Annotated in this window: 29 protein-coding genes; 10 read left to right on the forward strand and 19 right to left on the reverse strand. The window is 31.0% G+C overall.

From position 1 onward, the window contains the following. Window positions 1–32 precede the first annotated feature (32 nt). Both ychF and ACKTSU_RS06920 read left to right on the forward strand, forming a co-directional pair. Window positions 33–1,124, forward strand: coding sequence for a redox-regulated ATPase YchF (gene ychF, locus ACKTSU_RS06915; RefSeq protein WP_408035645.1), 1,092 nt, complete (start codon window positions 33–35; stop codon window positions 1,122–1,124). 80 nt (window positions 1,125–1,204) lie between these two features. Continuing rightward, window positions 1,205–1,879: a DUF2461 domain-containing protein gene (locus ACKTSU_RS06920; RefSeq protein WP_408035646.1), complete on the forward strand. Its 675-nt coding sequence runs from the start codon at window positions 1,205–1,207 to the stop codon at window positions 1,877–1,879. Here ACKTSU_RS06920 and ACKTSU_RS06925 read toward each other — a convergent pair. Then, window positions 1,876–3,213 carry an MATE family efflux transporter gene (locus tag ACKTSU_RS06925; RefSeq protein WP_408035647.1) on the reverse strand — a complete coding sequence of 446 codons (1,338 nt, stop codon included), beginning with the start codon at window positions 3,211–3,213 and terminating at the stop codon, window positions 1,876–1,878. The genes ACKTSU_RS06920 and ACKTSU_RS06925 overlap by 4 nt on opposite strands. 89 nt (window positions 3,214–3,302) lie before the next feature. On the opposite strand from ACKTSU_RS06925, the gene ACKTSU_RS06930 reads away from it, so the two are divergent. From ACKTSU_RS06930 to ACKTSU_RS06945, 4 genes are read left to right on the forward strand one after another with little or no spacing between them, the layout of a single operon-like run. Next, entirely contained in the window at window positions 3,303–3,689 is a 387-nt protein-coding gene (locus tag ACKTSU_RS06930) for an acyl-CoA thioesterase (protein ID WP_408035648.1), read from the forward strand. 35 nt (window positions 3,690–3,724) lie between these two features. Continuing rightward, a complete protein-coding gene (locus ACKTSU_RS06935; RefSeq protein ID WP_408035649.1) occupies window positions 3,725–4,843 on the forward strand; it encodes a DEAD/DEAH box helicase in 1,119 nt (372 codons plus the stop codon). Continuing rightward, on the forward strand, window positions 4,844–5,464 hold the full coding sequence (locus ACKTSU_RS06940) for a trimeric intracellular cation channel family protein (RefSeq protein WP_408035650.1): 621 nt from the start codon (window positions 4,844–4,846) through the stop codon (window positions 5,462–5,464). Between the two features lie 8 nt (window positions 5,465–5,472). Next, window positions 5,473–5,934: a MaoC family dehydratase gene (locus tag ACKTSU_RS06945; protein WP_408035651.1), complete on the forward strand. Its 462-nt coding sequence runs from the start codon at window positions 5,473–5,475 to the stop codon at window positions 5,932–5,934. Between the two features lie 46 nt (window positions 5,935–5,980). Here ACKTSU_RS06945 and ACKTSU_RS06950 read toward each other — a convergent pair whose 3' ends face one another. From ACKTSU_RS06950 to ACKTSU_RS06960, 3 genes are all read right to left on the reverse strand, one after another. Continuing rightward, window positions 5,981–6,412, reverse strand: a complete 432-nt coding sequence (locus ACKTSU_RS06950) for a hypothetical protein (RefSeq protein WP_408035652.1) — start codon at window positions 6,410–6,412, stop codon at window positions 5,981–5,983. 309 nt (window positions 6,413–6,721) lie between these two features. Continuing rightward, window positions 6,722–7,933, reverse strand: a complete 1,212-nt coding sequence (locus ACKTSU_RS06955) for an RsmB/NOP family class I SAM-dependent RNA methyltransferase (RefSeq protein WP_408035653.1) — start codon at window positions 7,931–7,933, stop codon at window positions 6,722–6,724. Between the two features lie 86 nt (window positions 7,934–8,019). Then, entirely contained in the window at window positions 8,020–8,517 is a 498-nt protein-coding gene (locus ACKTSU_RS06960) for a hypothetical protein (RefSeq protein ID WP_408035654.1), read from the reverse strand. Window positions 8,518–8,620: 103 nt separating this feature from the next. Between ACKTSU_RS06960 and recG the strand changes: the two genes are divergently transcribed. Further along, complete coding sequence (recG, locus tag ACKTSU_RS06965; RefSeq protein ID WP_408035655.1) at window positions 8,621–10,732, forward strand: ATP-dependent DNA helicase RecG; 2,112 nt, start codon at window positions 8,621–8,623, stop codon at window positions 10,730–10,732. A 14-nt stretch (window positions 10,733–10,746) separates the two neighbouring features. Here recG and nhaA read toward each other — a convergent pair whose 3' ends face one another. The 5 genes from nhaA to ACKTSU_RS06990 form a co-directional block, all read right to left on the reverse strand. Next, window positions 10,747–12,054, reverse strand: coding sequence for a Na+/H+ antiporter NhaA (nhaA, locus tag ACKTSU_RS06970; RefSeq protein WP_408035656.1), 1,308 nt, complete (start codon window positions 12,052–12,054; stop codon window positions 10,747–10,749). Window positions 12,055–12,168: 114 nt separating this feature from the next. Further along, window positions 12,169–13,692, reverse strand: coding sequence for a hypothetical protein (locus tag ACKTSU_RS06975; RefSeq protein ID WP_408035657.1), 1,524 nt, complete (start codon window positions 13,690–13,692; stop codon window positions 12,169–12,171). Between the two features lie 10 nt (window positions 13,693–13,702). Further along, window positions 13,703–14,320, reverse strand: coding sequence for a hypothetical protein (locus ACKTSU_RS06980; protein WP_408035658.1), 618 nt, complete (start codon window positions 14,318–14,320; stop codon window positions 13,703–13,705). 108 nt (window positions 14,321–14,428) lie between these two features. Further along, window positions 14,429–15,238 (reverse strand): formate dehydrogenase accessory sulfurtransferase FdhD, encoded by an 810-nt coding sequence (gene fdhD / locus ACKTSU_RS06985; RefSeq protein WP_408035659.1) that lies wholly within the window; start codon window positions 15,236–15,238, stop codon window positions 14,429–14,431. 138 nt (window positions 15,239–15,376) lie between these two features. Next, entirely contained in the window at window positions 15,377–16,573 is a 1,197-nt protein-coding gene (locus ACKTSU_RS06990; protein ID WP_408035660.1) for a THUMP-like domain-containing protein, read from the reverse strand. A gap of 131 nt (window positions 16,574–16,704) precedes the next feature. Here ACKTSU_RS06990 and ACKTSU_RS06995 point away from each other — a divergent pair, with 131 nt between their 5' ends. Beyond that, the gene (locus ACKTSU_RS06995) at window positions 16,705–17,571 is read left to right on the forward strand and encodes an outer membrane beta-barrel protein (RefSeq protein ID WP_408035661.1); all 867 of its coding nucleotides are present in this window, start codon (window positions 16,705–16,707) and stop codon (window positions 17,569–17,571) included. A 75-nt stretch (window positions 17,572–17,646) separates the two neighbouring features. Here ACKTSU_RS06995 and ACKTSU_RS07000 read toward each other — a convergent pair whose 3' ends face one another. From ACKTSU_RS07000 to ACKTSU_RS07015, 4 genes are all read right to left on the reverse strand, one after another. Continuing rightward, window positions 17,647–18,333 carry a hypothetical protein gene (locus ACKTSU_RS07000; protein ID WP_408035662.1) on the reverse strand — a complete coding sequence of 229 codons (687 nt, stop codon included), beginning with the start codon at window positions 18,331–18,333 and terminating at the stop codon, window positions 17,647–17,649. Next, complete coding sequence (locus ACKTSU_RS07005; RefSeq protein ID WP_408035663.1) at window positions 18,317–19,234, reverse strand: ATP-grasp domain-containing protein; 918 nt, start codon at window positions 19,232–19,234, stop codon at window positions 18,317–18,319. The genes ACKTSU_RS07000 and ACKTSU_RS07005 overlap by 17 nt, the downstream gene beginning before the upstream one ends. A gap of 69 nt (window positions 19,235–19,303) precedes the next feature. Beyond that, window positions 19,304–19,963 carry a pyridoxamine 5'-phosphate oxidase family protein gene (locus tag ACKTSU_RS07010; RefSeq protein WP_408035664.1) on the reverse strand — a complete coding sequence of 220 codons (660 nt, stop codon included), beginning with the start codon at window positions 19,961–19,963 and terminating at the stop codon, window positions 19,304–19,306. Window positions 19,964–19,967: 4 nt separating this feature from the next. Then, window positions 19,968–20,489: a DinB family protein gene (locus ACKTSU_RS07015; RefSeq protein WP_408035665.1), complete on the reverse strand. Its 522-nt coding sequence runs from the start codon at window positions 20,487–20,489 to the stop codon at window positions 19,968–19,970. A gap of 91 nt (window positions 20,490–20,580) precedes the next feature. Between ACKTSU_RS07015 and pdxR the strand changes: the two genes are divergently transcribed. Then, a complete protein-coding gene (pdxR, locus tag ACKTSU_RS07020; RefSeq protein WP_408035666.1) occupies window positions 20,581–22,116 on the forward strand; it encodes a MocR-like pyridoxine biosynthesis transcription factor PdxR in 1,536 nt (511 codons plus the stop codon). Window positions 22,117–22,129: 13 nt separating this feature from the next. On the opposite strand, the gene ACKTSU_RS07025 is transcribed toward pdxR, so the two are convergent. The 6 genes from ACKTSU_RS07025 to ACKTSU_RS07050 form a co-directional block, all read right to left on the reverse strand. Then, entirely contained in the window at window positions 22,130–22,321 is a 192-nt protein-coding gene (locus ACKTSU_RS07025; protein ID WP_408035667.1) for a hypothetical protein, read from the reverse strand. Between the two features lie 10 nt (window positions 22,322–22,331). Beyond that, window positions 22,332–22,706 (reverse strand): hypothetical protein, encoded by a 375-nt coding sequence (locus ACKTSU_RS07030; protein WP_408035668.1) that lies wholly within the window; start codon window positions 22,704–22,706, stop codon window positions 22,332–22,334. A gap of 53 nt (window positions 22,707–22,759) precedes the next feature. Beyond that, complete coding sequence (locus tag ACKTSU_RS07035) at window positions 22,760–23,086, reverse strand: roadblock/LC7 domain-containing protein (RefSeq protein ID WP_408035669.1); 327 nt, start codon at window positions 23,084–23,086, stop codon at window positions 22,760–22,762. Window positions 23,087–23,364: 278 nt separating this feature from the next. Continuing rightward, the gene (locus ACKTSU_RS07040; RefSeq protein WP_408035670.1) at window positions 23,365–23,625 is read right to left on the reverse strand and encodes a hypothetical protein; all 261 of its coding nucleotides are present in this window, start codon (window positions 23,623–23,625) and stop codon (window positions 23,365–23,367) included. Then, window positions 23,612–23,986, reverse strand: a complete 375-nt coding sequence (locus ACKTSU_RS07045) for a hypothetical protein (protein WP_408035671.1) — start codon at window positions 23,984–23,986, stop codon at window positions 23,612–23,614. Before ACKTSU_RS07045 ends, ACKTSU_RS07040 begins: the two co-directional genes overlap by 14 nt. A 47-nt stretch (window positions 23,987–24,033) precedes the next feature. Beyond that, window positions 24,034–24,375, reverse strand: coding sequence for a hypothetical protein (locus ACKTSU_RS07050; protein WP_408035673.1), 342 nt, complete (start codon window positions 24,373–24,375; stop codon window positions 24,034–24,036). Window positions 24,376–24,847: 472 nt separating this feature from the next. Here ACKTSU_RS07050 and ACKTSU_RS07055 point away from each other — a divergent pair, with 472 nt between their 5' ends. Continuing rightward, window positions 24,848–25,426 carry a PAS domain-containing protein gene (locus tag ACKTSU_RS07055; RefSeq protein WP_408036888.1) on the forward strand — a complete coding sequence of 193 codons (579 nt, stop codon included), beginning with the start codon at window positions 24,848–24,850 and terminating at the stop codon, window positions 25,424–25,426. Window positions 25,427–25,463: the final 37 nt, after the last annotated feature.

The following is a 25,463-nucleotide window of genomic DNA, read 5'->3' on the forward strand; positions in this document are numbered from 1 at the left end:
TTGCACTCGCAAAATTTCAATAAAAACATAGAATGAAAGCTGGAATTGTAGGATTACCTAACGTAGGGAAATCAACCTTATTTAACTGTTTATCAAACGCAAAGGCACAGAGTGCTAACTTTCCGTTTTGTACCATTGAACCAAACTTAGGAGTGGTAAATGTACCAGATACTCGTTTAGAAAAATTAGAAGAATTAGTTAACCCTGAAAGAGTATTACCTGCAACTGTAGAGATTGTAGATATTGCAGGATTGGTAAAAGGAGCAAGTAAAGGAGAAGGTTTAGGAAATCAATTCTTAGCAAACATTCGTGAAACGGATGCTATTTTACACGTATTACGTTGTTTTGATAACGATAATATTGTGCACGTTGATGGATCTGTAGATCCTATTCGTGATAAGGAAACAATTGATATTGAATTACAGTTAAAAGATTTAGAAACAGTTCAAAAACGTTTAGAGCGTGTAAAAAGAACTGCTAAAACTGGTAATAAAGAAGCGCAAATAGAATTAGAAATTTTATTGAAAGTTGAAGCCACTTTATTAGAAGGAAAGTCTATACGTTCTATTGAATTTACTGAAAAAGAAGAAGAGTTTGTACACCCATTACAGTTCATTACTGCTAAACCAGTATTATATGTATGTAATGTTGATGAAGGATCAGCAGTTTCGGGAAATGCTTATGTTGATAAGGTAAAAGAAAATGTAGCTCACGAGAATGCAGAAGTTATTGTGTTGGCTGTAGGTACAGAGGCTGATATTACAGAATTAGAAGACTACGAAGAGCGTCAAATGTTTTTAGCTGATATCGGATTGGAAGAAGCTGGTGTTTCTCGTTTAATTCGTTCGGCATATAAATTATTAAACTTACAAACTTATTTTACTGCAGGTGTTAAAGAAGTAAGAGCTTGGACAATTCCTGTTGGAGCAACAGCACCACAAGCTGCAGGAGTAATTCATACCGATTTTGAAAAAGGATTTATCCGTGCTGAAACTATAAGCTATGACGATTATGTTGCGTTTGGTAGCGAAGCTAAGGTAAAAGAAGCTGGTAAGATGAGAGTAGAAGGAAAGGAATACATTGTCAAAGATGGTGATGTAATGCATTTCAGATTTAACGTGTAATCTACACCTAATATAAAATACAAACTCCACTAGATGATAGTGGAGTTTTTTTGTACCTTAGAATTTCAAATTCGCTTAAAATGCAAATAGATAAACAAACATTTCAATTTTTAAAAGACTTAAAAGAAAATAACAATCGTGAATGGTTTACTGAGCATAAAAAAGACTTCACCAAAGCTCAAAACAATGCAAAAGAGGTTTACAAAACCATTCAAGAAAATCTAAATAAGCATGATGAAGTTGATAAGCACAAGTTGTTTAGAATTTATAGAGATGTGCGTTTTTCAAAAGATAAAACTCCTTATAAAACACATTTTGGAGGTTCATTTCATAGAAAAAAGCCTGAACTAAGAGGAGGCTATTATTTGCATATTTGTCCAGGAGATAGTTTTTTAGCAGGCGGATTTTGGGAACCTAACAAAGAAGATTTACTTCGTATTCGTAAAGAATTTGAAATGGATGCTTCTGAAATTAGAGAAATTTTACAAGAGAAAAACTATACACAATATTTTGGTGGTAAACTTGAAGGAGATGAACTAAAAACAGCACCAAAAGGATTTGACAAGGAGCACCCAGATATCGATTTGATTCGTAAAAAAGGATATATCGCTATTCAACATTTTTCTGATGAAGAGGTTCTTGCTCCAGAATTTTTAACAAAAGTAGATGATGCTTTTAAAGCACTTCGCCCTTTCTTCGATTATATGAGTGATGTTTTAACCACGAACTTAAACGGAGAAAGTCTTTTAGATTAATTTAAGTTCAATCGAACTTCTCTTTTTAAATAAATATAAGTAACCAAAGTTGATGAAATATCAGCGATAGGAAACGACATCCACACACCATTTACCCCATAAAATTTGGGTAGTATATACACCAAAGGAATTAAAAAGATTCCTTGTTTTAAAAGTGTTAAAAGTAAAGCAGGCAACGCTTTTCCTGCTGCTTGAAAATAGGCCGCACCAATTAATTGGGTTGTAATTACAGGAGTTGCTAAAAAAGCAACAATTAACGCATTGGGCGTGCTGTTTAATAGCTCTTTATCTTCAGTAAAAACACTTACCAATTGAGTTGGGAACAACATTATTGCAATAAAAATAATAATGGCTATTCCTGTACCAAAAAGTATCGAGGTTTTAATACTTTCTTTAACTCTTTCAATATTGTTTGCTCCATAATTATATCCTGCAATGGGTAAAAATCCCTGAGTTACTCCTAAAACAGGAAAAAGAGCAAACAGCATAACTCTGTTAATGATACCATATATCGCAATAGATATTTCTCCTCCGTATTTAAAAAGGGTGTAATTTAGAATAATCGTGAGTAAACTTATGGTTCCTTGCCTTACTACTGTCACGCCCCCTAAAGAAACAATTTCTTTTACGATGGAAAAATTGAGTTTAAAATATTTTGGAATGACTTTTAGTTGAGTATTCTTAGAAAAGAAAAACCATAAAATAAATAATCCGCTAACAGCATACGATATAGAAGTTGCTAATCCTGCACCAAACATTCCTAAATTCATGAATTTTATAAAAACAACATCTAAGAATATATTAGCAATAGCAGGAAATAACATAGTAAGCATCGCGTAATTAGGTTTTCCTACAGCCCTAATTACAGGATTCCCCATCATAGCAAAAGCTAAAAAAGGAACTCCCCAAACTATTACATTAAAATATTCAGTAGCAGGTGTTATAATATCTCCATTGGCACCAAAAAGTTGTAAGATAGGCGTGCTAAAAAAGGTTCCTAAGAGCACAAATATTACTGAAAGTACTATGGTAAGCGATATCTGATTTCCGAAGACTTCAAAAGCCGTATTAGCTTTGTTAGCCCCTAAAGCTCTTGAGATTATAGAGCTTCCTCCAATTCCGACTCCCATTCCTATAGATGAGATTAAAAAAGCTATAGGTAGCACAACAGTAATTGCAGCTATAGCTAAAACACCTATCCATCTTCCAACAAAAATAGTATCTACTATCATGTTAATTGACATGACTAAAATACCAATAGAAGCAGGAATAGCTTGCTTTAAAAGAAGTTGACTAATACTTTTTGTTCCTAAGTCGTCAGCGATTCTATTCATGTTGCCTAAATTAACACGAATTATCGTTCTAATTTAAAATCTACGTTATATTTAAGTAATAATTAACATCAAACCTGTAAGTTTGTTATATGAATGTATTTGAACAAAAACATATTGTAATAGCTAATGAAATAGATGAGTATAACCATGTAAACAATGTGGTATACGTGCAATGGATGCAGAATATTTCTGATGCTCATTGGAAGGAGCTATCAAAAAAAGCGACAAATATTGATTATGTTTGGTTTGTTATTCGTCATGAAATTGATTATAAAAATCAAGCTGTTTTGGGAGATGAAGTTACGCTTAGAACTTGGGTTGGTAAAACCGAAGGAATAAAATCTATTCGTCATTTTGAAATATATAGAGGCGAAACTTTATTAGTAAAATCACAAACCACATTTTGTTTATTAGATGCTACTACCAAAAAACCGAAAAGAATTACGAAAGAAGTAACAAACTTATTATTACCGTAAAAAGAACAATATCTTTGCACTTATAAATTTATACAATGACAACATTTACCGCATTAGGAGTACGAAAAGAGTATGTAAAAGGACTGAAAGAGTTAGGAATAACAACTCCTACTGAAGTGCAAGAAGAAGCGATACCTTACTTACTTGAAAATAATTCAGATTTTATTGGGTTAGCGCAAACAGGAACTGGTAAAACAGCTGCATACGGATTACCTATCTTGCATAAGATAAATCCTTCTAAAAGCCATATTCAAGCGTTGATTTTAGCTCCGACAAGAGAGTTAGCACAACAAATAAAAAAGCAATTATTTAAGTTTACTAAATATGTAGACGAACGAATTTTTGTAGAAGCTGTTTTTGGAGGAGAAAAAATTGAGCGTCAAATCAATAATTTAAAGAGAACTACTCATATTGTGGTAGCTACACCTGGGCGTTTAATTGATTTGATTGAGAGAGGTGAGGTTGATTTAAAAAATATTAACACCCTTGTACTTGACGAAGCTGATGAAATGCTAAGTATGGGGTTCAAATTAGAATTAAACCGTATTTTAAAATATACTTCAGGTACACGTAAAACATGGTTGTTTTCTGCTACAATGCCAGAAGAAATCAGAAGTATCATAAAAAAATACATGAGCTCTTCTGCTAAACAAGTAGAAGTAAACAAGAATTCTTTGGTAAATGCTAATATTACACATCAGTTTGTAACAACTACGATTCCTGAAAAAACCGATATTATTGTTAAGTTTTTAGAAAAACGACATACTGAAAGAGGCATTATATTCACAAGAACCAAAGCAGGAGCTCAAAAATTAACAAAAGAGTTAAAAGAAGAAGGATTTTCAGTTGAAGCGTTAGAAGGTGATATGCAGCAAAAAGAGCGTGATAAAGTAATGCGTGCTTTTAAAAATGAGAGTCTTCAAGTATTAGTTTCTACTGATGTAGCTGCAAGAGGAATCGATGTTCAAAACTTAGGTTTTGTACTACATCATCAATTACCAGAAAAGTTAGAATATTATACACACAGAAGCGGTAGAACAGCTAGAGCTGGTAAAAGAGGTGTGTCTTTAGTTTTAATTCTTCAAAATGAAAGAAATCGTATTGCTGAAGTGAAAAAAGAATTACAAATACAAATTTCAGAAATATCAATATAAATGAGTATCATCTACGTCATAGACATTGCAGGAACATTCGCTTTTGCCATTAGTGGTGCATTAGTGGCTATTCGAAAAAAATTTGATGTTTTTGGGGTGTTAATCATTGCTTTTGTAACGGCAGTTGGAGGAGGTATGACTCGTGATGTGCTTATTAATGCGCATCCTATAAATTGGATTGGAGATATCAATTATATCTGGATAATACTCACAGCAGTAGTGGTTACCTTTTTATTTAGAAGTAAAATAGCTCCACTAAGAAAAACAATGTTTTTATTCGATACGATTGGTATTAGTGTATTTACATTAATAGGCGTTCAAAAAGGATTGAGTTTTGATTTACATCCGTTTGTAGCGTTAGTTATGGGGATGTCTTCTGCTGTAATGGGAGGAGTTATTAGAGATGTATTAACGAATGAAATTCCGTTGATTTTCCATAGAGAAATTTACGCTTCTGCTTGTTTAGCTGGAGGAATGGTGTACTTACTTTTACATCCTTTAAATATAAATGAAGATTTACTTTTTGTGATTTCTGCAAGTATTATTGTTGTAATAAGAACTATAGCAGTACAATATAAATTGGAGCTTCCTCGCATTAAAAAAGATGTTTTTGGAAAATAATAAGCACTATGAAAAAACTAGTTTTTGAAAATTTAGAAGAACTTTCTAGTATAGAAGGAAAACAATTACCAATAGGTGAGTGGTATACCGTTACACAGCAAATGATTAATGATTTTGCCAATGCAACACTCGATAAGCAATGGATTCATATTGATGAAGAAAAAGCGTCAAAATATTCTCCTACAGGAACAACCATAGCTCACGGATTTATGTCGGTTTCTATGCTTTCTGAATTAATTTTAAAGCAATTTGAGGTTAAAAGTATAAAAATGGGATTGAATTATGGATTGAATAAAGTACGTTTTCCAAACCCAGTTCCTGTTAATAGTGAATTGCGTTTAATAAGTTCCTTAAAGCAATTAGAGGATTTTAAAAATGGGAAAAAACTCACATTTGATTGTATAATAGAAATAAAAGGACAAGAAAAACCCGCCTGTGTTGCTGAGTTTATTTTTGTACTATTTGAATAAAAAAAGCAGCTATAAAAGCAGCTTTTTTTATTATTTGTGTTTTTGATTAAGACAACCAGCCTTTTTCAATAGTTCTTTTGGTGTACATTAATAAAAAGACTCCTATAAGAGTAACCATTACAGGCATAATAACTCCACCAGGACCATATACTTCTGCTGCTCTACTCATAAATAAATTGTAAGACATTTGTGCTAAAATTGCTATTAAAGAAATTAGAAAAACAACTCTAGCTGCTTTTTTTCTTGCTAATAAGAAAATGCTACCAAGCAAACCAGCAAAGACTGCTATAGCAAATGCGGCTGTTACCCAAGTAGGAATGTTTTCATATAAGGCTCTTTCAGCCTCTGGTAAAGTAGCTTTTACTTCATCTGTCATAAAGGCTTGTCCAAGGTAAGACATAACGCCTAAACCATTCCAAATAAGTGCAGCAACAGCAATGATCCAAAACAATGTAGTAGGTTTGTTTGAGTTTGTCATAAAAATAGGTTTAAAGTTAGTTATAGTTAAATGTAATTATAAATAACTCAAAAAACAAAACAAACTGTAAACCAGTTCTTAACAAAATAGGTTTTTAAGTACGCTCTTAAAATAATGTTAAAGCTAACAAACTTATGTAACGAGTTTAAAAAACAAACGTCTTATGAGTATATAATTACTTAACAAGTAATGTTTAGTGATTAGTTAGTTTTTAATAGTTGATTGAAAAAGGCTCGAGATATTATCCCGAGCCTTTTTTACATTTATTTTCTTGATATAGAAATCTAACAATCCAAGAATTTAATCAGTTTATTTTCTTTCTAAAAGAGCCATATAAAATCCGTCATAGCCAGATTTGTGCGACAATACTTTTTCATCTTTTACAAAAGTAAAATCTTTACCCCCGTCTGAAGCTAAAAAGAATTCTACTTGTTGTTGGTTTTCTGAAGGTAATACTGAACAGGTTGCATATACCAATTTACCTCCTGGTTTTACCATTTTAGAGTATTGTTGTAATACTTCTTGCTGGGTTTCTCTAATCTGATCTAAAAATTCTGGTTGTAATTTCCATTTACTATCAGGATTTCTACGGATTACTCCTAAACCAGAACAAGGAGCATCGATTAAAACTCTATCTGCTTTTCCTTGTAGTTTTTTTATCACTTTAGTTGAATCAATTACACGAGTATCGATATTATGAGCACCATTTCTACGAGCACGAACTTTTAACTTTTTCAATTTACTCTCATAAATATCCATCGCTATAATTTGCCCTTTGTTTTTCATTAAAGAAGCTAAATGTAATGTTTTACCTCCAGCACCAGCACAAGTATCAACTACTTTCATACCTGGTTCTACATCTAAATAAGCCGCAACTAATTGTGAAGAAGCATCTTGTACTTCAAAAAATCCTTTCTTAAAGGCTTCCGTTTTAAATACGTTTGCTCTTTCAACCAATTTTAAAGCATCATCATATCCTTTGATAAATTCAGTGTCAATTCCTTCAGAAGCTAACTGTTTTTGTAAATGAGCTTTGGTGGTATTTAATGTATTTGTACGTAAGATGACTTCTGCTTGTTTATTTAAAGCCGCTATTTCTTTGGTCCAAACTTCTTCTCCTAATTCTTGAACTCCAACTTCATCAATCCAATCAGGAATAGATTCTCTAAATTTTCTAATTTTTAATAATTCATCAAATTTCCCTTTAATTCTTCGAGATGGCGTAGGTTCTATCTGATTCCAATCTGGTAATTGAATTCCCTTTAATACACACCAAACAGCGAATAATCTCCATAAATCAGGACGAGCGTAAGGAGCTTTTACATTTGCTATTTCAGAATACAATCGTTTCCAGCGAACAATATCATAAATCGTTTCAGCAACAAATTTTCTATCACGGGCTCCCCAGCGTTTATCTCTCTTTAAAGCTTGTTCTACAGCTTTATCAGCATATACATCTTCATTAAAAATATCGCGTAAACTATCTATAACCGCAAAAACTAAATTTCTATGTAATCTCATTTGATGAATTTAAGAGTGCAAAGATACAGCAAATAAAAAAGTGCAGTTAAAAAACCGCACTTTTTTAAAAATTATTAATTATAATTTTACTGATTATTACTAAAAATTACTTGAAAATCGTTTGTATACGTTCCTTTAAATGTGCTATCATCGTTCATTAATAAATCCATAGTAACAGAATAGTTATTATCTCCATTGTGTTTTACAGTAACTGTACCTGATTTTAAACCAGTAGACACACTACTATTGTTTTCAAAATAAGTATAACGCGTTAAAAAGTCATCTAGTGCCAGTACACCTTCTTCTTCAGGAAAAGAATAAGTATTAGCTATAGTTTCTTTTGTGAAAGTTGGTACATCAATTGTCAACGTTTTTACTTGAGCAGAATTACCCGATACTAAAGTAATACCAGAATGACCATCTTCTCCTAAAGATATTCCTACAATACTAGCACTTGCAACGGTAAAAGATTCTCCATTTAGTTTAATATTATTTTCGTTGAATGTGTCATCAGAACTACTACAACTGACTAAAACAGTAGTAAACAATAAGATAAATGCGCAATTTTTGAATAAATTTTTCATAACATTAGGGTTTAAATTTTTACTAAAGGTAAAAAATATTTTTAGATAGCTTTAATCTTTTTAAAGTTGTCGAGAAAACTGCTTTTTTGTACTTTCGTTTCTCATGAATTTAAACCACCCTGTAACATACATAAAAGGCGTAAGTGTAGCAAGAGCTGAGTTGTTATATAGCGAATTAGGTATTAAAACCTGTGGAGACTTATTACACCTATTTCCGTTTCGATATATTGATAAAACACAGTTTTATACTATTAGTCAGTTGCAACAAAACTCTGCTGAAGTTCAAATTGTAGGAAAAATTACAGGAGTAAAAACCGTAAAACAAAAAAGAGGAAGTCGATTAGTGGCTACTTTTTCTGATAATACAGGTTTTATGGAGTTGGTATGGTTTAAAGGAGCGAAATGGATAAAAGACAGCTTAAAAGTAGATGTTCCATATGTAATTTACGGAAAGTTAAATTGGTATAATGGAACCCCCAACATGCCACATCCAGAAATGGAAACGGTAAAAGAATACAAAAGCAAGCTACAAATGGCTATGCAACCTGTGTATCCATCAACTGAAAAACTTGGTACAAAAGGAATAAGCAATAAAGTTATGCGTGGCATGATTCAGAATTTATTTCAGCAGGCGTATGGTAGTATTGAAGAAACTTTTCCGCAATATTTTATAGAAGAACATCAGTTTTTAGGTAAAAAAGAATCTCTATTAAATATTCACTTTCCTAAAAATCAAGAATTATTAGCCAAAGCACAATATCGATTAAAGTTTGAAGAATTATTTTTTATTCAACTCCAATTATTACAAAAAAAACTCATTCGAAAATCGAAACTAAAAGGATTTATTTTTGAGCATGTAGGAGAGGAGTTTACTAATTTTTACAACAATCATCTGCCTTTCGATTTAACCAATGCACAAAAACGTGTACTGAAAGAGATTCGTAAAGATGTAGGTTCTGGAGCTCATATGAACCGCTTATTACAAGGTGATGTAGGTTCAGGAAAAACGATTGTAGCTTTATTAACTATGTTATTAGCTATTGATAATGGTTATCAGGCTACGATTATGGCTCCTACAGAAATTTTAGCTATACAACATTATAATGGGATAGTAGACTTATTAAAAAACACGAATATTCATGTCGATTTATTAACAGGATCTACAAAAACCAAAAAGCGTAGAGAAATTCATGCTGGTCTTGAAGATGGATCTCTTCATATTTTAATAGGTACACATGCTATTTTAGAAGATAAAGTACAGTTTAAAAATCTCGGAATTGCTATTATTGATGAGCAACATCGTTTTGGGGTTGCACAGAGAAGAAAATTATGGGAGAAAAGCCCATCAGATGGAAGGGCAGTTCCTCCACATATATTGGTAATGACGGCAACACCAATTCCTAGAACATTGGCTATGTCTGTGTATGGCGATTTAGATATTTCAGTTATTGATGAATTGCCTCCTGGACGTAAAGAAATAAAAACGGTGCATCGTTACGATAGCAATCGTTTAGGAGTTTTTAAATTCTTAAAAGATGAAATAGCAAAAGGAAGACAAGCCTATGTTGTGTATCCTTTAATTCAAGAGTCTGAAGCTATGGATTATAAGGATTTAATGGATGGATACGAAAGTATTTCTAGAGAATTCCCTTCTCCTAAATATCAAATAAGTATCGTTCATGGGCAAATGAAACCGGCTGATAAGGATTATGAAATGGAACGTTTCGCAAAAGGAGATACGCAAATAATGGTAGCAACAACAGTAATTGAAGTAGGAGTGAACGTACCAAATGCTTCGGTAATGGTTATTGAAAGTGCAGAGCGATTTGGATTAAGTCAATTGCATCAGTTGAGGGGTAGAGTAGGGCGTGGAGCAGAACAAAGCTATTGTATCTTATTATCTAGTTACAAATTATCTTCTGACGGAAAAACTCGATTACAAACCATGGTAGAAACTACAGATGGATTTAAAATTGCAGAAGTAGACTTGAAACTTCGTGGGCCAGGAAATATTATGGGAACGCAACAAAGTGGGGTTTTAAACCTTAAAATAGCAGATATGGTAAAAGATAGTCCTATACTTCATAAAGCACGTCAAGCTGCTATTAACTTATTACAGGAAGATCCTAACTTATCTAAAAAAGAAAACGCCAACTTGCTAAAAACATATGAAAAATTACGCAAAACAAGTGGCATTTGGAGTAATATTAGTTAGTTGAATTACTGACTTTATTCTTCTATAGTTTCTGCTTTATTAAATCTTAATATTGAATACCCTATTATAGCAGAAATAACAGACCCTAATAAAACACCAATCTTAGCAGAATCAATAAACTCAGGGCTACTAGCATAAGCTAAACTAGATATGAAAATAGCCATGGTAAACCCTATTCCTGCTAAAAACGATACTCCTATAATGTGTTGATTTGAAATGTCTTTAGGAACTTCAATGATTTTAAGTTTTTTAACAACAGTAATAATAGTTGTTATACCGATACTATTTCCTAAAATTAAACATAAAGCTATGTTTCTTATAAGTGTGGTGTCTAAATTAGCATCGCCATCAATTAAAACTCCAGCATTTGCTAAAGCAAAAATCGGAATAATTATATAGGCTACTAAATCATGTAATTTGTGCTCAAGAAGCTGCAATGGTGACTGATAATCATCAATCCAATTATCTAAGTTATCTATTTCTTCAATTTGTTCTTTTGATAATATTGGTTGTGGAGAAATTCTAGCTTGTTTGATGTTATTTGTTATTTGCTCTAGGTTTTCTATAAACTCAGGTGTACGTATTTTTTGTCTAATAGGAACAGCAAAAGCCATTAAAATTCCCGCAATAGTAGGGTGTATCCCAGATTTAAGGAATAAAACCCAAATAACTATACCAAATAAAAATGTTACATATTTAGAATAAAAACCTCTATATGCTATAAGGTAAAGAAAAGCCAATAAAATTAAAGCTGTTATAATTAAAGTTACATTTATACTTCCACTATAAAACAAAGCAATTACCAATACGGCTCCAATATCATCTACAATAGCGAAAGCAGTTAGAAAAACCTTTAAACTTAAAGGAACCTTATTACCCAATACATTTAAAACAGCAAGTGAAAAGGCGATGTCAGTGGCCATAGGGACTCCCCAACCTTTTTGAGTTTCAGGGTTTTCATTTAGAATAAGGAAAAACAAAACAGGTACTAACATTCCTCCTAAGGCTCCAAAAAGAGGAAACGCAACCTTTTTCATAGAGTTAAGTTCACCAATTAAAAACTCTCGTTTAATTTCTAAGCCAATTAAAAAGAAGAATACAGCCATCAATCCGTCATTAATCCAAAGAATTAAAGGTTTGTATAATTCTAAATGAGGAGAAGTGAAGCCTACTTTATATTGCCAAAGAGCTTCATAACTATCTTTATAAGGGGAATTTGCCCAAACGAGAGCTATTAAAGTAGCTACTAGTAATAAAATACCACTAACACTTTCTATTTTTACAAACTTTTGAAATGGAGATAAGATTCTCTTTTTGATCATATTTACTTATAAATTATCCCTACTGATACCTAAAAAAGTAAGGTTATTAACTCAATCTTTTTTAAAAAAGCGAAGATAATTCATCAAACTTTAAAGAAAAGTTAAATTTTAAAGCTAATTAACACTTAAAAATGAAAAACGGTAAGAAATTCCAAAATTTAAATAAGTACTACTTAAATTACCTCCTTTCGCTTTAACGTAACCTGCCCCTAACCTTAATTGTAGATTTTTAGCTAATTCATGGTTAATACCAATACTTGGTTTAACAATTAACCCTTGTCCTGTACTAATACCACCACCACCAGCTGCTCCTCCTAAAACTTGAGCAAAAATAGAGGTAGTTCCATTGAAAAACTCCTTGGTTTGAATTCCTAATCCGACAATACCTTCTGCATAAGCACCAGCATCGCCAAAATCAGCAAAAGAAGTTTGACCTGCTGCGTATAAGTATTTATTTAAGAAGAAGTTTAATTGTAATGATATTTGATGCATGTTTTGATAAAATCCTTCATCTCTAGCAGCGTCTAGGTATAAATCTTGTTTAATAACAGTTTCAAACCCTTTAAACTTTCCCGTTGAAAATTCTAAATCTTCATTTTCAGACAAAGTTCCATCTCTATCTACATAATACTTCAATCCTAAGCCATAAGTAGAGGAAACAAAATGAGAATTAGGACTCATCATATATCCTTTGTTTATAGAAGCATATACATTACCAAATAATTTTTGTTCTAAAGAGATATCAGGATATATTAAAAAACCTCCTTCAGTTTCAACACCACCGCCACCGCCGGCACCTACACCAAACTTAGCTAAAATATTTGTACGGTTTTTATTCATTGATAAGTGATAACCACCTCCTAAGAAAACATCCATGTATCCAGCCTTGATTCCATGGTAAGCTCCATCGGCTTTTACGAAAAAGAAAAAGCTATCTGTGATATAAGAATTTAGTTCAAAACCTGCTAAACGTATAGTGTTGCCTTCGTAAGAACCTTTTGTAACATATGCATTGTTTAAGTGCATTAATAACGAAATTCTATTACTTAAAGTATTCCAAGAGGTAGTTTTTAAATCTTCAATAGAGAATGAATTTTCTCGATCTTTAAAACTAGCTGTTTTAAATGATAAAGGGATTTGTACAGCAACATTGATTTGACTACTATTAATTGCTCCTCCATCAAAAAAATCTACATAACTATATCCTGCTGTAGCTGAAAAATGCTTAAAATCATATCCTAAATTAAGGTGAGGTAAAATAAATGCACCACCACCATCTGGGGCACCTGCGCCACCACCTCCTCCAAAATGAAGTCCAGCATCTATAAATAGTTTATCTGTTATTTTTTGTTGAATACCTGCATTTACACCCAAAGTAAAGAAACCTCCACGAATACCACCTACAGCACCATATAAACCAACTCCAGCATAACTCCAATCATTCAGTTTTAGGTTGTAATGGAGTCCTGTGTAATCCATATTTTGTTCTCCTTCAGGCATTTTAATAGACAAGAAGTCTATTTGCCCAAAACCTATTTGTGTTTTTTGTTCAGGAGTAGTACTCGTTTGGGCATAAAAAAAATGAACACTCATTAGTAAAACTACTATGAGTGCTCTTTTAAAAAAAATGTTTAACATTTTAGTATGTTTAGTTGTGTATTTGCTGACGTTCTCCATTTACATATGAAGCTACAAAAGCATCTTTAAATCCTATTTTAATTAATTCTTTCTTTAAATCTTTAGCTTCATCTAAAGTCAAAAATAAGCCTAATGAATATTTAAAGTAACCATCTGTACTGGTAACTATAGATGGAATAACTTGAGAAGATAATAAAGGATATTGGTTGTTAGATAACACACCAATTTGAACAGAATATATAGTTTCTCCTCTTGTTCCTTCTGCTATTTCATTTGTAGCTGTTTCAATATTAATGTTAGACATTTCTGTATCTCCGTTTCTTGCAGCTCTTGCATTGGCTCTACTAATACTATCTAGTACTCTGTATGCCTCTTGTTTCTTTACTGCTTCAATATCTACATTATTGATAGCACTGTTACCGCCGTAAGCATAAAAGTAATAAGCTGCTCCTGAAGCTACTCCTAATAAAAGTCCCAAAAAGATTGATAGTCCTCTCGAGCTTTTCTTAAATGAAGAGAGTTCTTCTTGAGTGCTGGCTAATTCATTTTCAGCTTCCTCTCTTTGTAATTTTGAATTGTCTAAGTCTTCTTGTATTAACTTAAACTTTTCTTCTTCTATAAAAGGCATAAGTATTTGGGTTGATTAGTTAATATTCTGTGCACTAAAATACAAATCTTTTTTTTATCGCTGAATTCTGATAAAAAAAGGTGTTTAAACAGGTAAATCTATAAAAAATTAAACTAAAAATTGGGGATTAGCATAAACAGTCATTTTGTCGCCTCTGCTAAAACCAATTAGGCAAATGCCAAATTCTTTGGCAAAGTCTACCGCTAAAGAGGAACAGGCAGAAACAGCTATTATAAATGGAATTTTAGCTAAAAAAGCTTTCGATACTATTTCGTAAGAAACTCTACCACTTACTAACATGTATTTCGCTTCTTTAAGTTGCGAATTACTTATTAAATCGCCAACACATTTATCAACAGCATTGTGACGACCAATATCTTCTTGTATGGTTAAAAGTTCATTTTTTTTATTGAAAATTGCGCAGGCATGACTCCCTCCAGTTACTTTAAATGTTTTTTGTAATTCTTTCATTTTCAAAAACATGAAGATAGTAGTTTCAATAAAAGATTTAATACAAACAGTATCTTTTCTTTTTAAAGTATTTCCTGCAACTTTTAAGTCTTTTAATTCTTTTTTTCCGCAAATTCCACAAGAAGAAATAGATAAAAGAGTACGCTTATTCAAATAGCCCTTTCCTAATTTTTCTTTCGCTATATCAGCGTTAATTATAGTAGAATAATCTTCCTTTGTTTTTACTACACTTAGTTTTAAATCTTCATTTTTCTTGCAAATATCTTCTGCAAATAATAAGCCTTTTATTAAGGCTTCATCACTTCCAGGAGTGCGCATAACAACTGTGTAAGCTTCATTATTAATATTAATTTGCAAAGGAGCCTCAATAACAAGAGAGTCTTCTATTTTGATAGAAGAGTCCTTAGATAACTTTACAGATTGATATATGCTTGATTGTTTCGTCATAAAAACAAATTTATATAAAAGGTGGTTAAATAAAAAAGCCTTGATTTAAGTATCAAGACTTTTAAAATATTTTGCTTCCCCTAACAACAAAACATTTCTTGAATATAAGGAAGATATATTAATTTAACAACTTTTACTTTATAAAGTACTAAGAGTATTAACTTTTATACAATTAATAACTATTAACTCATTTTTTAAGTTTGTTGAGAAAAAAAGATATGTATGCCCTCCATCTTTTAATTTAGTTTCTTTTCTTATTTGCGCCACAGTTTTCGGAAAATTACGGGTCGTGATATTGGCTTTATCTACTTTTATCTCTCTTTTTAGTTTCTTTTTGTTATATGGAAAAACAGAAATAATTTCAAAAATCCTTCCAGGGAAATCTTCAATTAATTTTTCAGAAGTATACAAGTGAGAATGTTGATGTAGTTTATGTACTTTTAATTGACTTGCAACTTCATTAAAACCTCCAGACTTTAAAATAGCTGTATTAGGTTCGTATAAGTATTTCTGAGGTAAAGAATAATCAAAAAAACCTTCATTTCTTAAACTGAAACAAAATTCTTGATCTTTGTTTTTCAACAAGTTAACTGCTTTAACTTTAATCAAATCTTTAATTTTTTTTTTTAATAAAAAAAGTAATTCTTTTACCTCATTATTAACAGCTACAATATGAATTTCTTTAACAAATTTTAATTCATTTATTGTTGAAGAAATGTCTAGAATAGGAGAGTTTTTTATTAAAATAGTTTCTGATTTATCGAATAAAAAATCTAAATTCTCAGGTACATTTGGCGAGCAATCTTTTAACAAGAAGACCTTTCCTTTTATGTCATTTCTTCGAGATGGATCTATATAAATACAATCAAATTTTTGAGGTATATTTTTTAGGTATTCTAATCCGTCACAAGCTATTGTTTCTATATTTGAAACACCTAATTGCTTGTAATTATGAGCAACAATTTCAGATAAATCATTATTAATCTCACAATGAATAACTTTTTTAAACTTTTTAGAAAAAGCTAAGCAATCTACACCAAAACCTCCAGTGATATCAATAATAGATTCTCCCTGTACCAATTTCGATTTATAGTTAGCTGTAATTTCTGAGGAAGTTTGTTCAATACTAATTTTTGCAGGGTAATAAATATTTTTCGAAGCGAACCAAGTGGGTAGTTTTTTCTCGGACTTCTGCTTTGCGACTAGTTGATTTGCTAATTCTTGCATGGTAACGCCTTCAAAAGAACTCCCTTTAAAAATTAATTCTTCAATATTAGTGCGTAAGTTTTCGTTAATATAATTCTGAACCTCAGTATGTAATATATTTTTATTCAAAAAGATTGATTTTTAGAGTACTCCTCACTGCAATAATACTAATAATTTAACAGTTCTTAAACGCTGCTAATCGTAGATTTTCACTAGGTTTGTGCACTTATTATCAATTTAAAGTTAACAAATAATTTATTATGAAAAAAAGTATTTTAATGCTTGCTATGGTTTTAATTACAGCAAGCGCAAGTGCTCAATTTTATGTTTCTGCTAGTGGAGGTTATTCAATAGGAAGTGCTGGTGTTAAGTTTGGAACAGAAACAACTACTACAGGAGTGGAAAACACTTATGGTAGTTACGGAGAAGGGATGCATACTCAATTAAGATCTGGTTATTTTTTTAATGATACTTTCGGAGTAGAAGCTGCTTTTGGTTATTTACATGGAGCAGATCAAACTATTAGAAAAGTAACTTTACCAGGAAATGATGTTGATGTAATAGCAAGAGCAAGAGCCTATGGAGCTTCTGCTTCTTTAGTGTATAAGTTTACAAATAATGTTTACAGTCGTTTTGGTGCGTTAATCAAAGTGGGAGGAGAAACTGAAGCTAAAGGATATATTAAACAAGATATGTCTGGTCAACCAGCTCCAAATGGAGGTAACTTCCCTGATGGAACATATAATGAAACTACATTTACTCAAGATTATAAAGGTCGTTTACCTTTAGGTTTTATTGGAGCTATTGGTTATAAGTATGAGCTTTCTAATAACGTTTCCTTATTTGCTGAATTAGAATATATGGGAATTAGTGTTACTAGAGATAAAGCTATTTTCAAAGAATTTAATTCGGAAATCGTTACTCCAGATGGAAATAGAACTACTGTAGCTACTATTAACAATTTACCTACTGGTTACTCTAAAGAAATTTTATATGTAGATGAGTTAACCCTTACTGAATACCAAGAAGCACAAGCAAATCCTTATGCTCGCAAGCAATTATCTGAAAAAGTACCATATTCTTCTTTTGGTATTAACTTCGGAATTTCTTATAGCTTCGGTAAATAATTTCTTTTATAATAGAAAACTAAAAGAGCAGCAATTTTGCTGCTCTTTTTTTATTATTTATAAGTTTTAATAATGTTAATTATAAGCTTTTACATCTCCCATATCTAAAGCACCAACTGACATTTCATGTTTTGTTGGTAATATTGCTCCAGATTCTGTGGTTATCCAATCACTCCAGCTTGCTTCTGTTCCACCTGTAGGGATTATAGAAACCCACATTTTATAACTGGTAGGCCTGTCATTTTTATCTAAAATCCACAAATAAGAGTCTCCTGGTGTAGAACCACCAGTTGTATAAGTAACCAATAAAGCATCTTTACCTTCATATTGTACAAGTCTTCGTTCAATACCGCTATCAAAAACTTTATAAGGAGCAACTAGCCAAAAGCTATCATTATTAAAATAATCGATTGATTTTTGAAGAATTTCTTTGTTGTCATTTTCTTTTCCATCAATCAAAACAATACTCTTTTCAGGTTCTTTGGTGTGCAATATCACTTTGTTGGTATCCCAAGATACTTCAACTATGTTTTTTTGTTTATCCCATTTATAAAAGCGTTTCCCTCTAAAACTCCATTCTATAAAACGTGTGTTTTTATATGCTTCATAATTTAATGCATCTAGCATTTTAGTAGCTAATTCATCCGCTTTAGTCCCTTGTTTTCCTGAAGGAAGACTTTCGTTATTCTTAAAGTAGAAAACAGCTAAAACTATTCCTCCAATTAAAAGTAAACCGCCCAGTATTTTAAATAACTTTTTCATCTTTATTGATTAATTGTTTAATTCCTTTAGCTAATTCATCAGCTGCAGCTGGATGTTTTCTAAACCATAGTTCTGGCTCTATTAACTCTAGTTCAGCAATAGCCAATTTATCATTATTATCAGTAAAAATATCCACTCTAGCGTAAATAGGCAAATCTATACAAGCTTTTACAGCATTCTCAGCAAAGTCAATTTCTTCTTGAGTAGGAGAGTAGCTATGTACAGATCCACCAAAATCATCTTGTACTCTAAAATCTCCTGATTTGGCTATTTTTAATACTGCATGTGTAAACTTACCATTCATTACCATTAATGATATTTCACCTTTTTTCACAATATTATACTGAAAAGGTTGAAGAATCATTGCTTCTTCAGTTATTAATTCAGAAAAAACAGCTTCAAGGGTTTCTATGTTTTCTGGATTGGTTTTATAGGTATGTCTTGCTGCCCCTGAAATACATGGCTTTAAAACAAATTCTTTTAAACCAAACTGATTTGAAAGTTCTTTAAGGCTTTGAGTAGTGCCTTGTTCTATAAAATATGATTCACAAATATGCACTCCGTTTTGTTGTAAATCCTGCAAGTAATGTTTATCTATATTCCAACGAATTATCCTTTCTGAATTTAATAAAATAGTTTGCTGACTCACTTTGTTTAACCATTCAGAAAATTCAGAAAATCGATCAAAATAATCCCATGTTGTTCTAAATAAAACATAACGAGTTGTTGACCAATCAAAACTAGCATCATCCCAAGAAAGACGATTAACTTTTAATCCTTGGTTTTCAAGAGCTATTTTTACATAATTATCTTCATCAAGTACGTTTTTAGTGTATGGGTTAATTTCAATTGGATTTACATACCTTTTATCTGTTAAGATAATTACATCATATTTTTTCATACGGAATTTGATTTTTTTTATTTTACATAAGACAGGTAATGTACAGTAATTTTAACTATTATAAAATGCTTATTTATGCTTATTGTAATACTCTATTACGTGATTTGGCAATTGAATATCTTTTGAAAGTTTTTCATCTGAAACAGGAGAGAAGGCCACTTGTTTCAAAGGTATTAACCCCGCCCAAATAGGTAAATCATAATCTTCCGGTTCATCATTAACACCCACATCTCTAATTTTAGCAGATGCAGTTTCAATAGTCATTTCAACGACTAAAGTTCTATCTAGTTCCTCAGGTTTCATAGCTCTAATTTCATCCCAACGTCCTTTCATCATATGTTCCATAAAACAATATAATGCTGCTTCTTTTTCTTGAGTGTTTTCTACTTTTTTTACTGAACCAAATAAAGTTACTGAACGATAATTTACCGAATGATGTAATCCTGAACGCGCTAACACTAAAGCGTCTAAATGTAGTACTGTCATACTCATTTCTCCTACTTCTAATAACGATAATAGTATTCTGTTAGCTTGTGAACTGTGTAAGTATATTTTGTTGTCTTTTCTTCCATACGCCATAGGCAATGAAATTGCTTTTCCATCATAAATATAACTTACAAAACCAATGAAGCCTGCATCTAAAATTGTATTGATTTTTTCAATATCGTAAACAGCTCTATTTTGTCCTCTTTTAACTCTGTTAAGTTTAGATTTTGAGTATTCTTTCATAAGTTTATTTCAAATAACGTTCTTTAATTATTTCTATATGCCAAACGCTATGCCCCAATAAAATAAACGCACAAGCTCTAGCAGAAACAGGTGTGTTATTGGCTACTCCCATGTTTTTTAAATGTTCTTCAGAAATACTATTTAGTAAGTTTATTGAATACAGACGAGTAATAGAAAATTCATTCAGTAAGTCTTCAATAGTTTTATTATCTGCTTCTGAAGGTTTTATATAAATGTCTTGGTCAAATCCTTCAATAGGAGAAGTATCATTTCTAGCAATTCGTAGTAGTCTATACATGAAAACGCGCTCGGTGTCTATTAAATGCTGGAAAACCTCTTTTATGCTCCATTTTTCAGATAAATAGCGGTATTCTAATTTCTCTTTAGGAATAGCTGAGAAGAAATCCAATACCATTTGTTTGTCTTTTTCAAACCCATCTAATAGTGTTGTGTTATCGCTTATTTTAGATAAATATCCAGCATAATACTCATTATATTCTGTTGGCTGTAATTCTTGTTTTTTCATGGTGTGTTATTATAGTTTTCAATGATTTAATTTATTTATTTCTTCTTTGAGTAGTTTAAAAAATGCTTAATAGTTCAAATTTAGTACATTTATGGACTACCAATTTAATCCAGAACATATATTTAAAGTAGTCCAGATGTTTCCTTATAAGACAACTATAAAATTAAATAAATCTCTTAAAGAGCCTGTTTATCTTCAATTAGCAAATCAGTTGATTTTACTTATTCGTGAAGGTAATTTAACACCTGGTACAAAACTGTTAGGGTCACGAATTTTGGCTGATTTACTGGGTATACATAGAAAAACAGTTGTTGCTTGTTATGAAGAATTGACGCTACAAGGTTGGATAGAAAGCTTTCCTAAAAAAGGAACTTTTGTTAACACTAAACTTCCTAACACCCAAAGAATAGATTTTAAAACAACTGAAAGTAGTCCTTTAAAACAAAAAACAGGATTTCCTTTTTATAAAAATAAGGTTCTTTTAGAGAAGAAAACCGAAAAAAAAGAAGGAGTAATTTATATTAATGATGGAACTTCAGACACGAGACTCACTCCAACGAATGAGATTGCAAGAACTTATCGAAGAATAGTATCGAGAAAATCAATTCATAAATATTTAGATTATGGATCTCCTTATGGAAACATAAAATTACGTGAAACTTTAGTTGAATACCTTAATGATACTCGTGGTTTAAATATTTCTAAAGAGAATGTTTTAATTACTCGAGGAAGTCAAATGGGAATGTGGTTATCTACTCAGTTACTCTTAACCCAAGATGATATTGTTGTTGTAGGTGAAACTAATTACTCATCAGCAGATATTACGTTTTTGCATCAAAATGCTGAGATTAAAAGAGTCTCAGTAGATGAAAATGGATTGGTGACTAACGAAATTGAAAAATTATGTAGAAAAGACCTAATTAAAGCTGTGTATGTGACCTCTCATCATCACCACCCAACAACAGTGACATTGTCGGCCGAAAGAAGAATTCATTTGTTACAATTAGCACAGAAATATAATTTTGCTATTATTGAAGATGACTACGATTACGATTTTAATTACGATCATGCCCCTATTTTACCTTTAGCTAGCCACGATACTTATGGTAATGTAATTTACATAGGTTCTGTTTGTAAAACTGTAGCTCCTGTTTTTAGGATTGGTTATTTAATTGCCTCTAAAGATTTTATTAATGAAGCTGCTAAATTAAGGGGATATGTAGATAGACAAGGTGATGCTTTATTAGAGTTAGCTTTTGCAGATTTTATCAAATCAGGAGATTTAGATAGACATATAAGAAAAGTGTTGAAGGTATATTTACAGCGTCGAGATTTGTTTTGCAAGCTACTACAAACAGAGCTAGGAGATTTTTTTCAATTTAAAATACCTAAAGGAGGGATGGCTATTTGGCTGCAACTACATCAAAAATATAGTTGGGAAGAAGTAGCAATAGAAGCAAAAAAACATCAATTAGAAATAGGAGAGTGGCAACGTTATGATTTAGCAAATAAAAAGCACAATGCTATACGGGTTGGTTTTGCTAGTTATAATAAAGAAGAAATAGTTTTATTAATAGATAAGCTCAAAAACACTTTAATATCATTAAAAAATAAAGAACGCTTATAAAAAGCGTTCTTTATTAAAAAATATCTTTAACTAAATCATTCATGCTATCATACTCTTTAAATAAAAAGCCAAAGAAATCTTTGCTCTTTTTTTCTTGAGACTCTATTATTCCTTCAGAAAATCTATACTCTCTAAAGGTTTTTAATTTATTATTAAGGTCTTTTTTTAAACCTTTTTTTATAGGTAAATGATCTGTATTTTTCACAAGTATATTTTTATAACGCGTTATTTAAATCTACTTTATATTTATTTAATAAAGCTTTAGTGATTCCTAAGTTAGCTTCTTTAGAATCTACAGCTAAATAAATAAAGTAAGTACCACTAGGTGCGATGTTTATAATGTGTACTTGACTAGATAAAGTAATAGTGATGTCCTGTATCTCTTCGTTTAATTTTAAAGCATCTATTGCTTTTAATTTAGCTTTTACTACTCCTAAATTGTATGCAGATGCAAGTGTAGGATCGAAATTTGGGTCTACGGTAAAAGACTCATAAGCTTCACCTGAACCCACATCGGTTACACATACTGCGATAAACCCTGGAACATTAGTTCTTAAATTCTCGATAAAATCGTTTAAAATTTCCTTCATTTTGATATATAATTAATTGTATTTAAAGATTAATAGATTTCTATGTAAAAAAGTTATAGAGCTAGTTTTTTTAAGGTAAGCTTCATCATAGCTACCTTAGATACATCATCGGCTATTAAACAAATAATATGCTCGTTACTGTATTTATTTACTACTACTAGTTCGTCATTTGAGTTTAATACTAGCTGATTAAACTTATCAGATTCTAAAACATCTTCGAAGAATTCATGAGACATTGTGACCATAACAGCTAACATTGCTGCTACGTTATGTTCATTAGTAATATTGTAAGAATCTATGATATGACCTTCAGAATCGAATACAAGTCCTTTGTTAGCCTCCGATTCCTCGACTAACATTTGTAAGTTTATTTCCCCCATTATGTTTAACTGTAAGCATTAAAGTGTTATTAATGCTGTTTTTTGTTTCCTTTACCCTTAATTAGACACACCTATGCAAAAAAGGGTCACAAAAATAAGAGCTTATTTTTGTTTTTTAGTTCATTTTTTTTTGCTTTATGAATTCTTTAACAGTTCAACATATGTATAACATGCTTTTTATCAATATGTAAGATGCTTTTGGTAGGGTGATTATATATTATTCTTTGAAGTACAAAAAAAGACTAAATTTAATTAAATCTAGTCTTTTTTTGTGATTATTAATCACTTTGTGGTTTTTGTTTGTTTTTAAACTTTACTAAGTCAAAAATGTTTTCAAACCTGGGTTCGAAAAAGAAATCGTAAACAGCTTCTTTTAAATCGCTTACACTGTTTATAGATTTTAAGGTTTCATTTTCATTAACAACTGAACTATTTGATAAAACTTTATTTTGAAATTCATTTTGAAAAAAGTTTATAAAGTTTTGAAATTCATTATCAATTGTTATTTTCTGTACATCAATAGCTTTATAAGACTTCATTTAATTCTTGTTTGTATTTTTTTAGCATAGTTCTGGTAAGAGCCAAATTAGCTCTGTTAGAATCAACAGCTAGATAAATAAAATACTCTCCACTAGGAGACATATCAACAATGTGTATATGATTATCTAACTTAAAGTGAATGTCGTTAATGCTTTCTTTTAAACCTAAAATATCAATTGCTTTACGTTTGGCATTGATAATTTCAACGTTGTAAGCACATGCTAAAGCAGGATCAAAACTTGTATCAGCTGAATCTGATGCTAACGATTCACCTGAAGCAATTTCAGCAACACTGATTGCAATATATCCAGGGATATTTTCTTTTACATTTTGAACTAGAGTGGTTAAGATTTTCTCCATAATTCCGAGGGTTTTTAATGTTAATAGTTAATTTTAATTTGTATTGGTTAAGTAAGGTTAATAGTATTAGTTTCTTTTTTAAACATAAGGTTCAGAAGACCAATATTAGTGTTCTTATCTGCTAAGAAGCATAATACATACTCTTTATATTTAAAGAGCAGTAAAGCTTCTTTATCAGATTTAAGAATCATTTCATTGAGTTCTGTGTTAAAAAATAAACTAAAAAAGCTGCTAGACATATTAAATATGACAGCATCAAATGCAGCTATTTTGTCTTTAATTTCTGATAACTCATTATCTTGAGGATAAAAATCAATTATTTTACCTTCATTATCAATTAGATAAATTGCTTTTGTTTTTGTTTCTAGAAGTAATTTTTGTAAATCCAATTTCTTTATAACTTTTCCACTAATATAAAGTTTTTTATTATTGAAAAAAAAGAAAAATGTTTGTTTTGTAATGAATAATGTAAACTTTTTATTAAAATAATAAAGGTTAAAAAAACAAAACTCTCACTAAGTGATGATTATATAATTGACAGTTTGATATTTAACTTTAATATAACTCTAACTTAACTTTATAAACTATTTTCATTAATAGAGTATGATTTTTGTCATGTTTTAAAAATAAATTGATCTTTAGGTTTGTGGCAGCTGTGTTAAGAATACTTCATTAAAAATGATATTTTTTCTCAGTTGTTTTATCCCCCGATAATCTAAAACGTAAACAAAACACATTTTTAAACTATGAAAACATAAATCAAATCAATTTAATTATATTACAACTAACTCTGAGAAAAAGTGGGAGGCTTTAAAAAGAAATCCAAAATTACCAACTCCAACCCCTGTAGACCGTGAAATTATTTTAGAAGAAAACTCTATTCTCCTTAGTATTACAGACACTAGAGGTGTAATTGAATATTGCAATGAAGACTTTGTCGAATCTTCTGGCTATGAAGAGTACGAATTAGTAGGATCTGGTCATAATGTTGTAAGACATCCAGATATGCCAAGAGTAATTTTCAAATTAATGTGGGAGCGAATTGAAAAGAAACAAAACATAATTGCTTTTGTTAAAAACATGGCTAAAACAGGTAGATATTACTGGGTAATGACTGATTTTGTTGTAAAAGAAAATGAAAAAGGACAAGTTACAAACTACAAAGCACTACGAAAACCAGCACCTAGAAAAGCTATACAAGAAATCATTCCTTTATACAAGCGATTAAGAGAAATTGAAGATCTTAATGGAATTGAAGCTTCAGAAAAATTCTTGAAAGGTTTTTTAGATTCTAAAAACACTGATTACGATACTTATGTAGAAAGATTAATTACTGATAATTTAGGTAGTCTTTCAGATAGTAGTACTCCTCAGGAAGTTGGAGAAGCTACTGAAAAGAAAAAAGGATCTTTCTTTAAAAGATTCTTTGGGATAGAATAATACTTAATATCAATATTCCCCTGTAAAGGTTTTATGT

Origin of the sequence: Tenacibaculum aestuarii (assembly GCF_964510395.1) — a bacterium.
Taxonomy (GTDB): domain Bacteria; phylum Bacteroidota; class Bacteroidia; order Flavobacteriales; family Flavobacteriaceae; genus Polaribacter; species Polaribacter aestuarii.

Bases quoted from the DNA above. Each gene is read 5' to 3' on its own strand.
- ychF (WP_408035645.1), top strand. From the start codon at position 33: ATGAAAGCTGGAATTGTAGGATTACCTAACGTAGGGAAATCAACCTTA.
- ACKTSU_RS06920 (WP_408035646.1), top strand. From the start codon at position 1,205: ATGCAAATAGATAAACAAACATTTCAATTTTTAAAAGACTTAAAAGAA.
- ACKTSU_RS06925 (WP_408035647.1), bottom strand. From the start codon at position 3,213: ATGAATAGAATCGCTGACGACTTAGGAACAAAAAGTATTAGTCAACTT.
- ACKTSU_RS06930 (WP_408035648.1), top strand. From the start codon at position 3,303: ATGAATGTATTTGAACAAAAACATATTGTAATAGCTAATGAAATAGAT.
- ACKTSU_RS06935 (WP_408035649.1), top strand. From the start codon at position 3,725: ATGACAACATTTACCGCATTAGGAGTACGAAAAGAGTATGTAAAAGGA.
- ACKTSU_RS06940 (WP_408035650.1), top strand. From the start codon at position 4,844: ATGAGTATCATCTACGTCATAGACATTGCAGGAACATTCGCTTTTGCC.
- ACKTSU_RS06945 (WP_408035651.1), top strand. From the start codon at position 5,473: ATGAAAAAACTAGTTTTTGAAAATTTAGAAGAACTTTCTAGTATAGAA.
- ACKTSU_RS06950 (WP_408035652.1), bottom strand. From the start codon at position 6,412: ATGACAAACTCAAACAAACCTACTACATTGTTTTGGATCATTGCTGTT.
- ACKTSU_RS06955 (WP_408035653.1), bottom strand. From the start codon at position 7,933: ATGAGATTACATAGAAATTTAGTTTTTGCGGTTATAGATAGTTTACGC.
- ACKTSU_RS06960 (WP_408035654.1), bottom strand. From the start codon at position 8,517: ATGAAAAATTTATTCAAAAATTGCGCATTTATCTTATTGTTTACTACT.
- recG (WP_408035655.1), top strand. From the start codon at position 8,621: ATGAATTTAAACCACCCTGTAACATACATAAAAGGCGTAAGTGTAGCA.
- nhaA (WP_408035656.1), bottom strand. From the start codon at position 12,054: ATGATCAAAAAGAGAATCTTATCTCCATTTCAAAAGTTTGTAAAAATA.
- ACKTSU_RS06975 (WP_408035657.1), bottom strand. From the start codon at position 13,692: ATGTTAAACATTTTTTTTAAAAGAGCACTCATAGTAGTTTTACTAATG.
- ACKTSU_RS06980 (WP_408035658.1), bottom strand. From the start codon at position 14,320: ATGCCTTTTATAGAAGAAGAAAAGTTTAAGTTAATACAAGAAGACTTA.
- fdhD (WP_408035659.1), bottom strand. From the start codon at position 15,238: ATGACGAAACAATCAAGCATATATCAATCTGTAAAGTTATCTAAGGAC.
- ACKTSU_RS06995 (WP_408035661.1), top strand. From the start codon at position 16,705: ATGAAAAAAAGTATTTTAATGCTTGCTATGGTTTTAATTACAGCAAGC.
- ACKTSU_RS07000 (WP_408035662.1), bottom strand. From the start codon at position 18,333: ATGAAAAAGTTATTTAAAATACTGGGCGGTTTACTTTTAATTGGAGGA.
- ACKTSU_RS07005 (WP_408035663.1), bottom strand. From the start codon at position 19,234: ATGAAAAAATATGATGTAATTATCTTAACAGATAAAAGGTATGTAAAT.
- ACKTSU_RS07010 (WP_408035664.1), bottom strand. From the start codon at position 19,963: ATGAAAGAATACTCAAAATCTAAACTTAACAGAGTTAAAAGAGGACAA.
- ACKTSU_RS07015 (WP_408035665.1), bottom strand. From the start codon at position 20,489: ATGAAAAAACAAGAATTACAGCCAACAGAATATAATGAGTATTATGCT.
- pdxR (WP_408035666.1), top strand. From the start codon at position 20,581: ATGGACTACCAATTTAATCCAGAACATATATTTAAAGTAGTCCAGATG.
- ACKTSU_RS07030 (WP_408035668.1), bottom strand. From the start codon at position 22,706: ATGAAGGAAATTTTAAACGATTTTATCGAGAATTTAAGAACTAATGTT.
- ACKTSU_RS07035 (WP_408035669.1), bottom strand. From the start codon at position 23,086: ATGGGGGAAATAAACTTACAAATGTTAGTCGAGGAATCGGAGGCTAAC.
- ACKTSU_RS07040 (WP_408035670.1), bottom strand. From the start codon at position 23,625: ATGAAGTCTTATAAAGCTATTGATGTACAGAAAATAACAATTGATAAT.
- ACKTSU_RS07045 (WP_408035671.1), bottom strand. From the start codon at position 23,986: ATGGAGAAAATCTTAACCACTCTAGTTCAAAATGTAAAAGAAAATATC.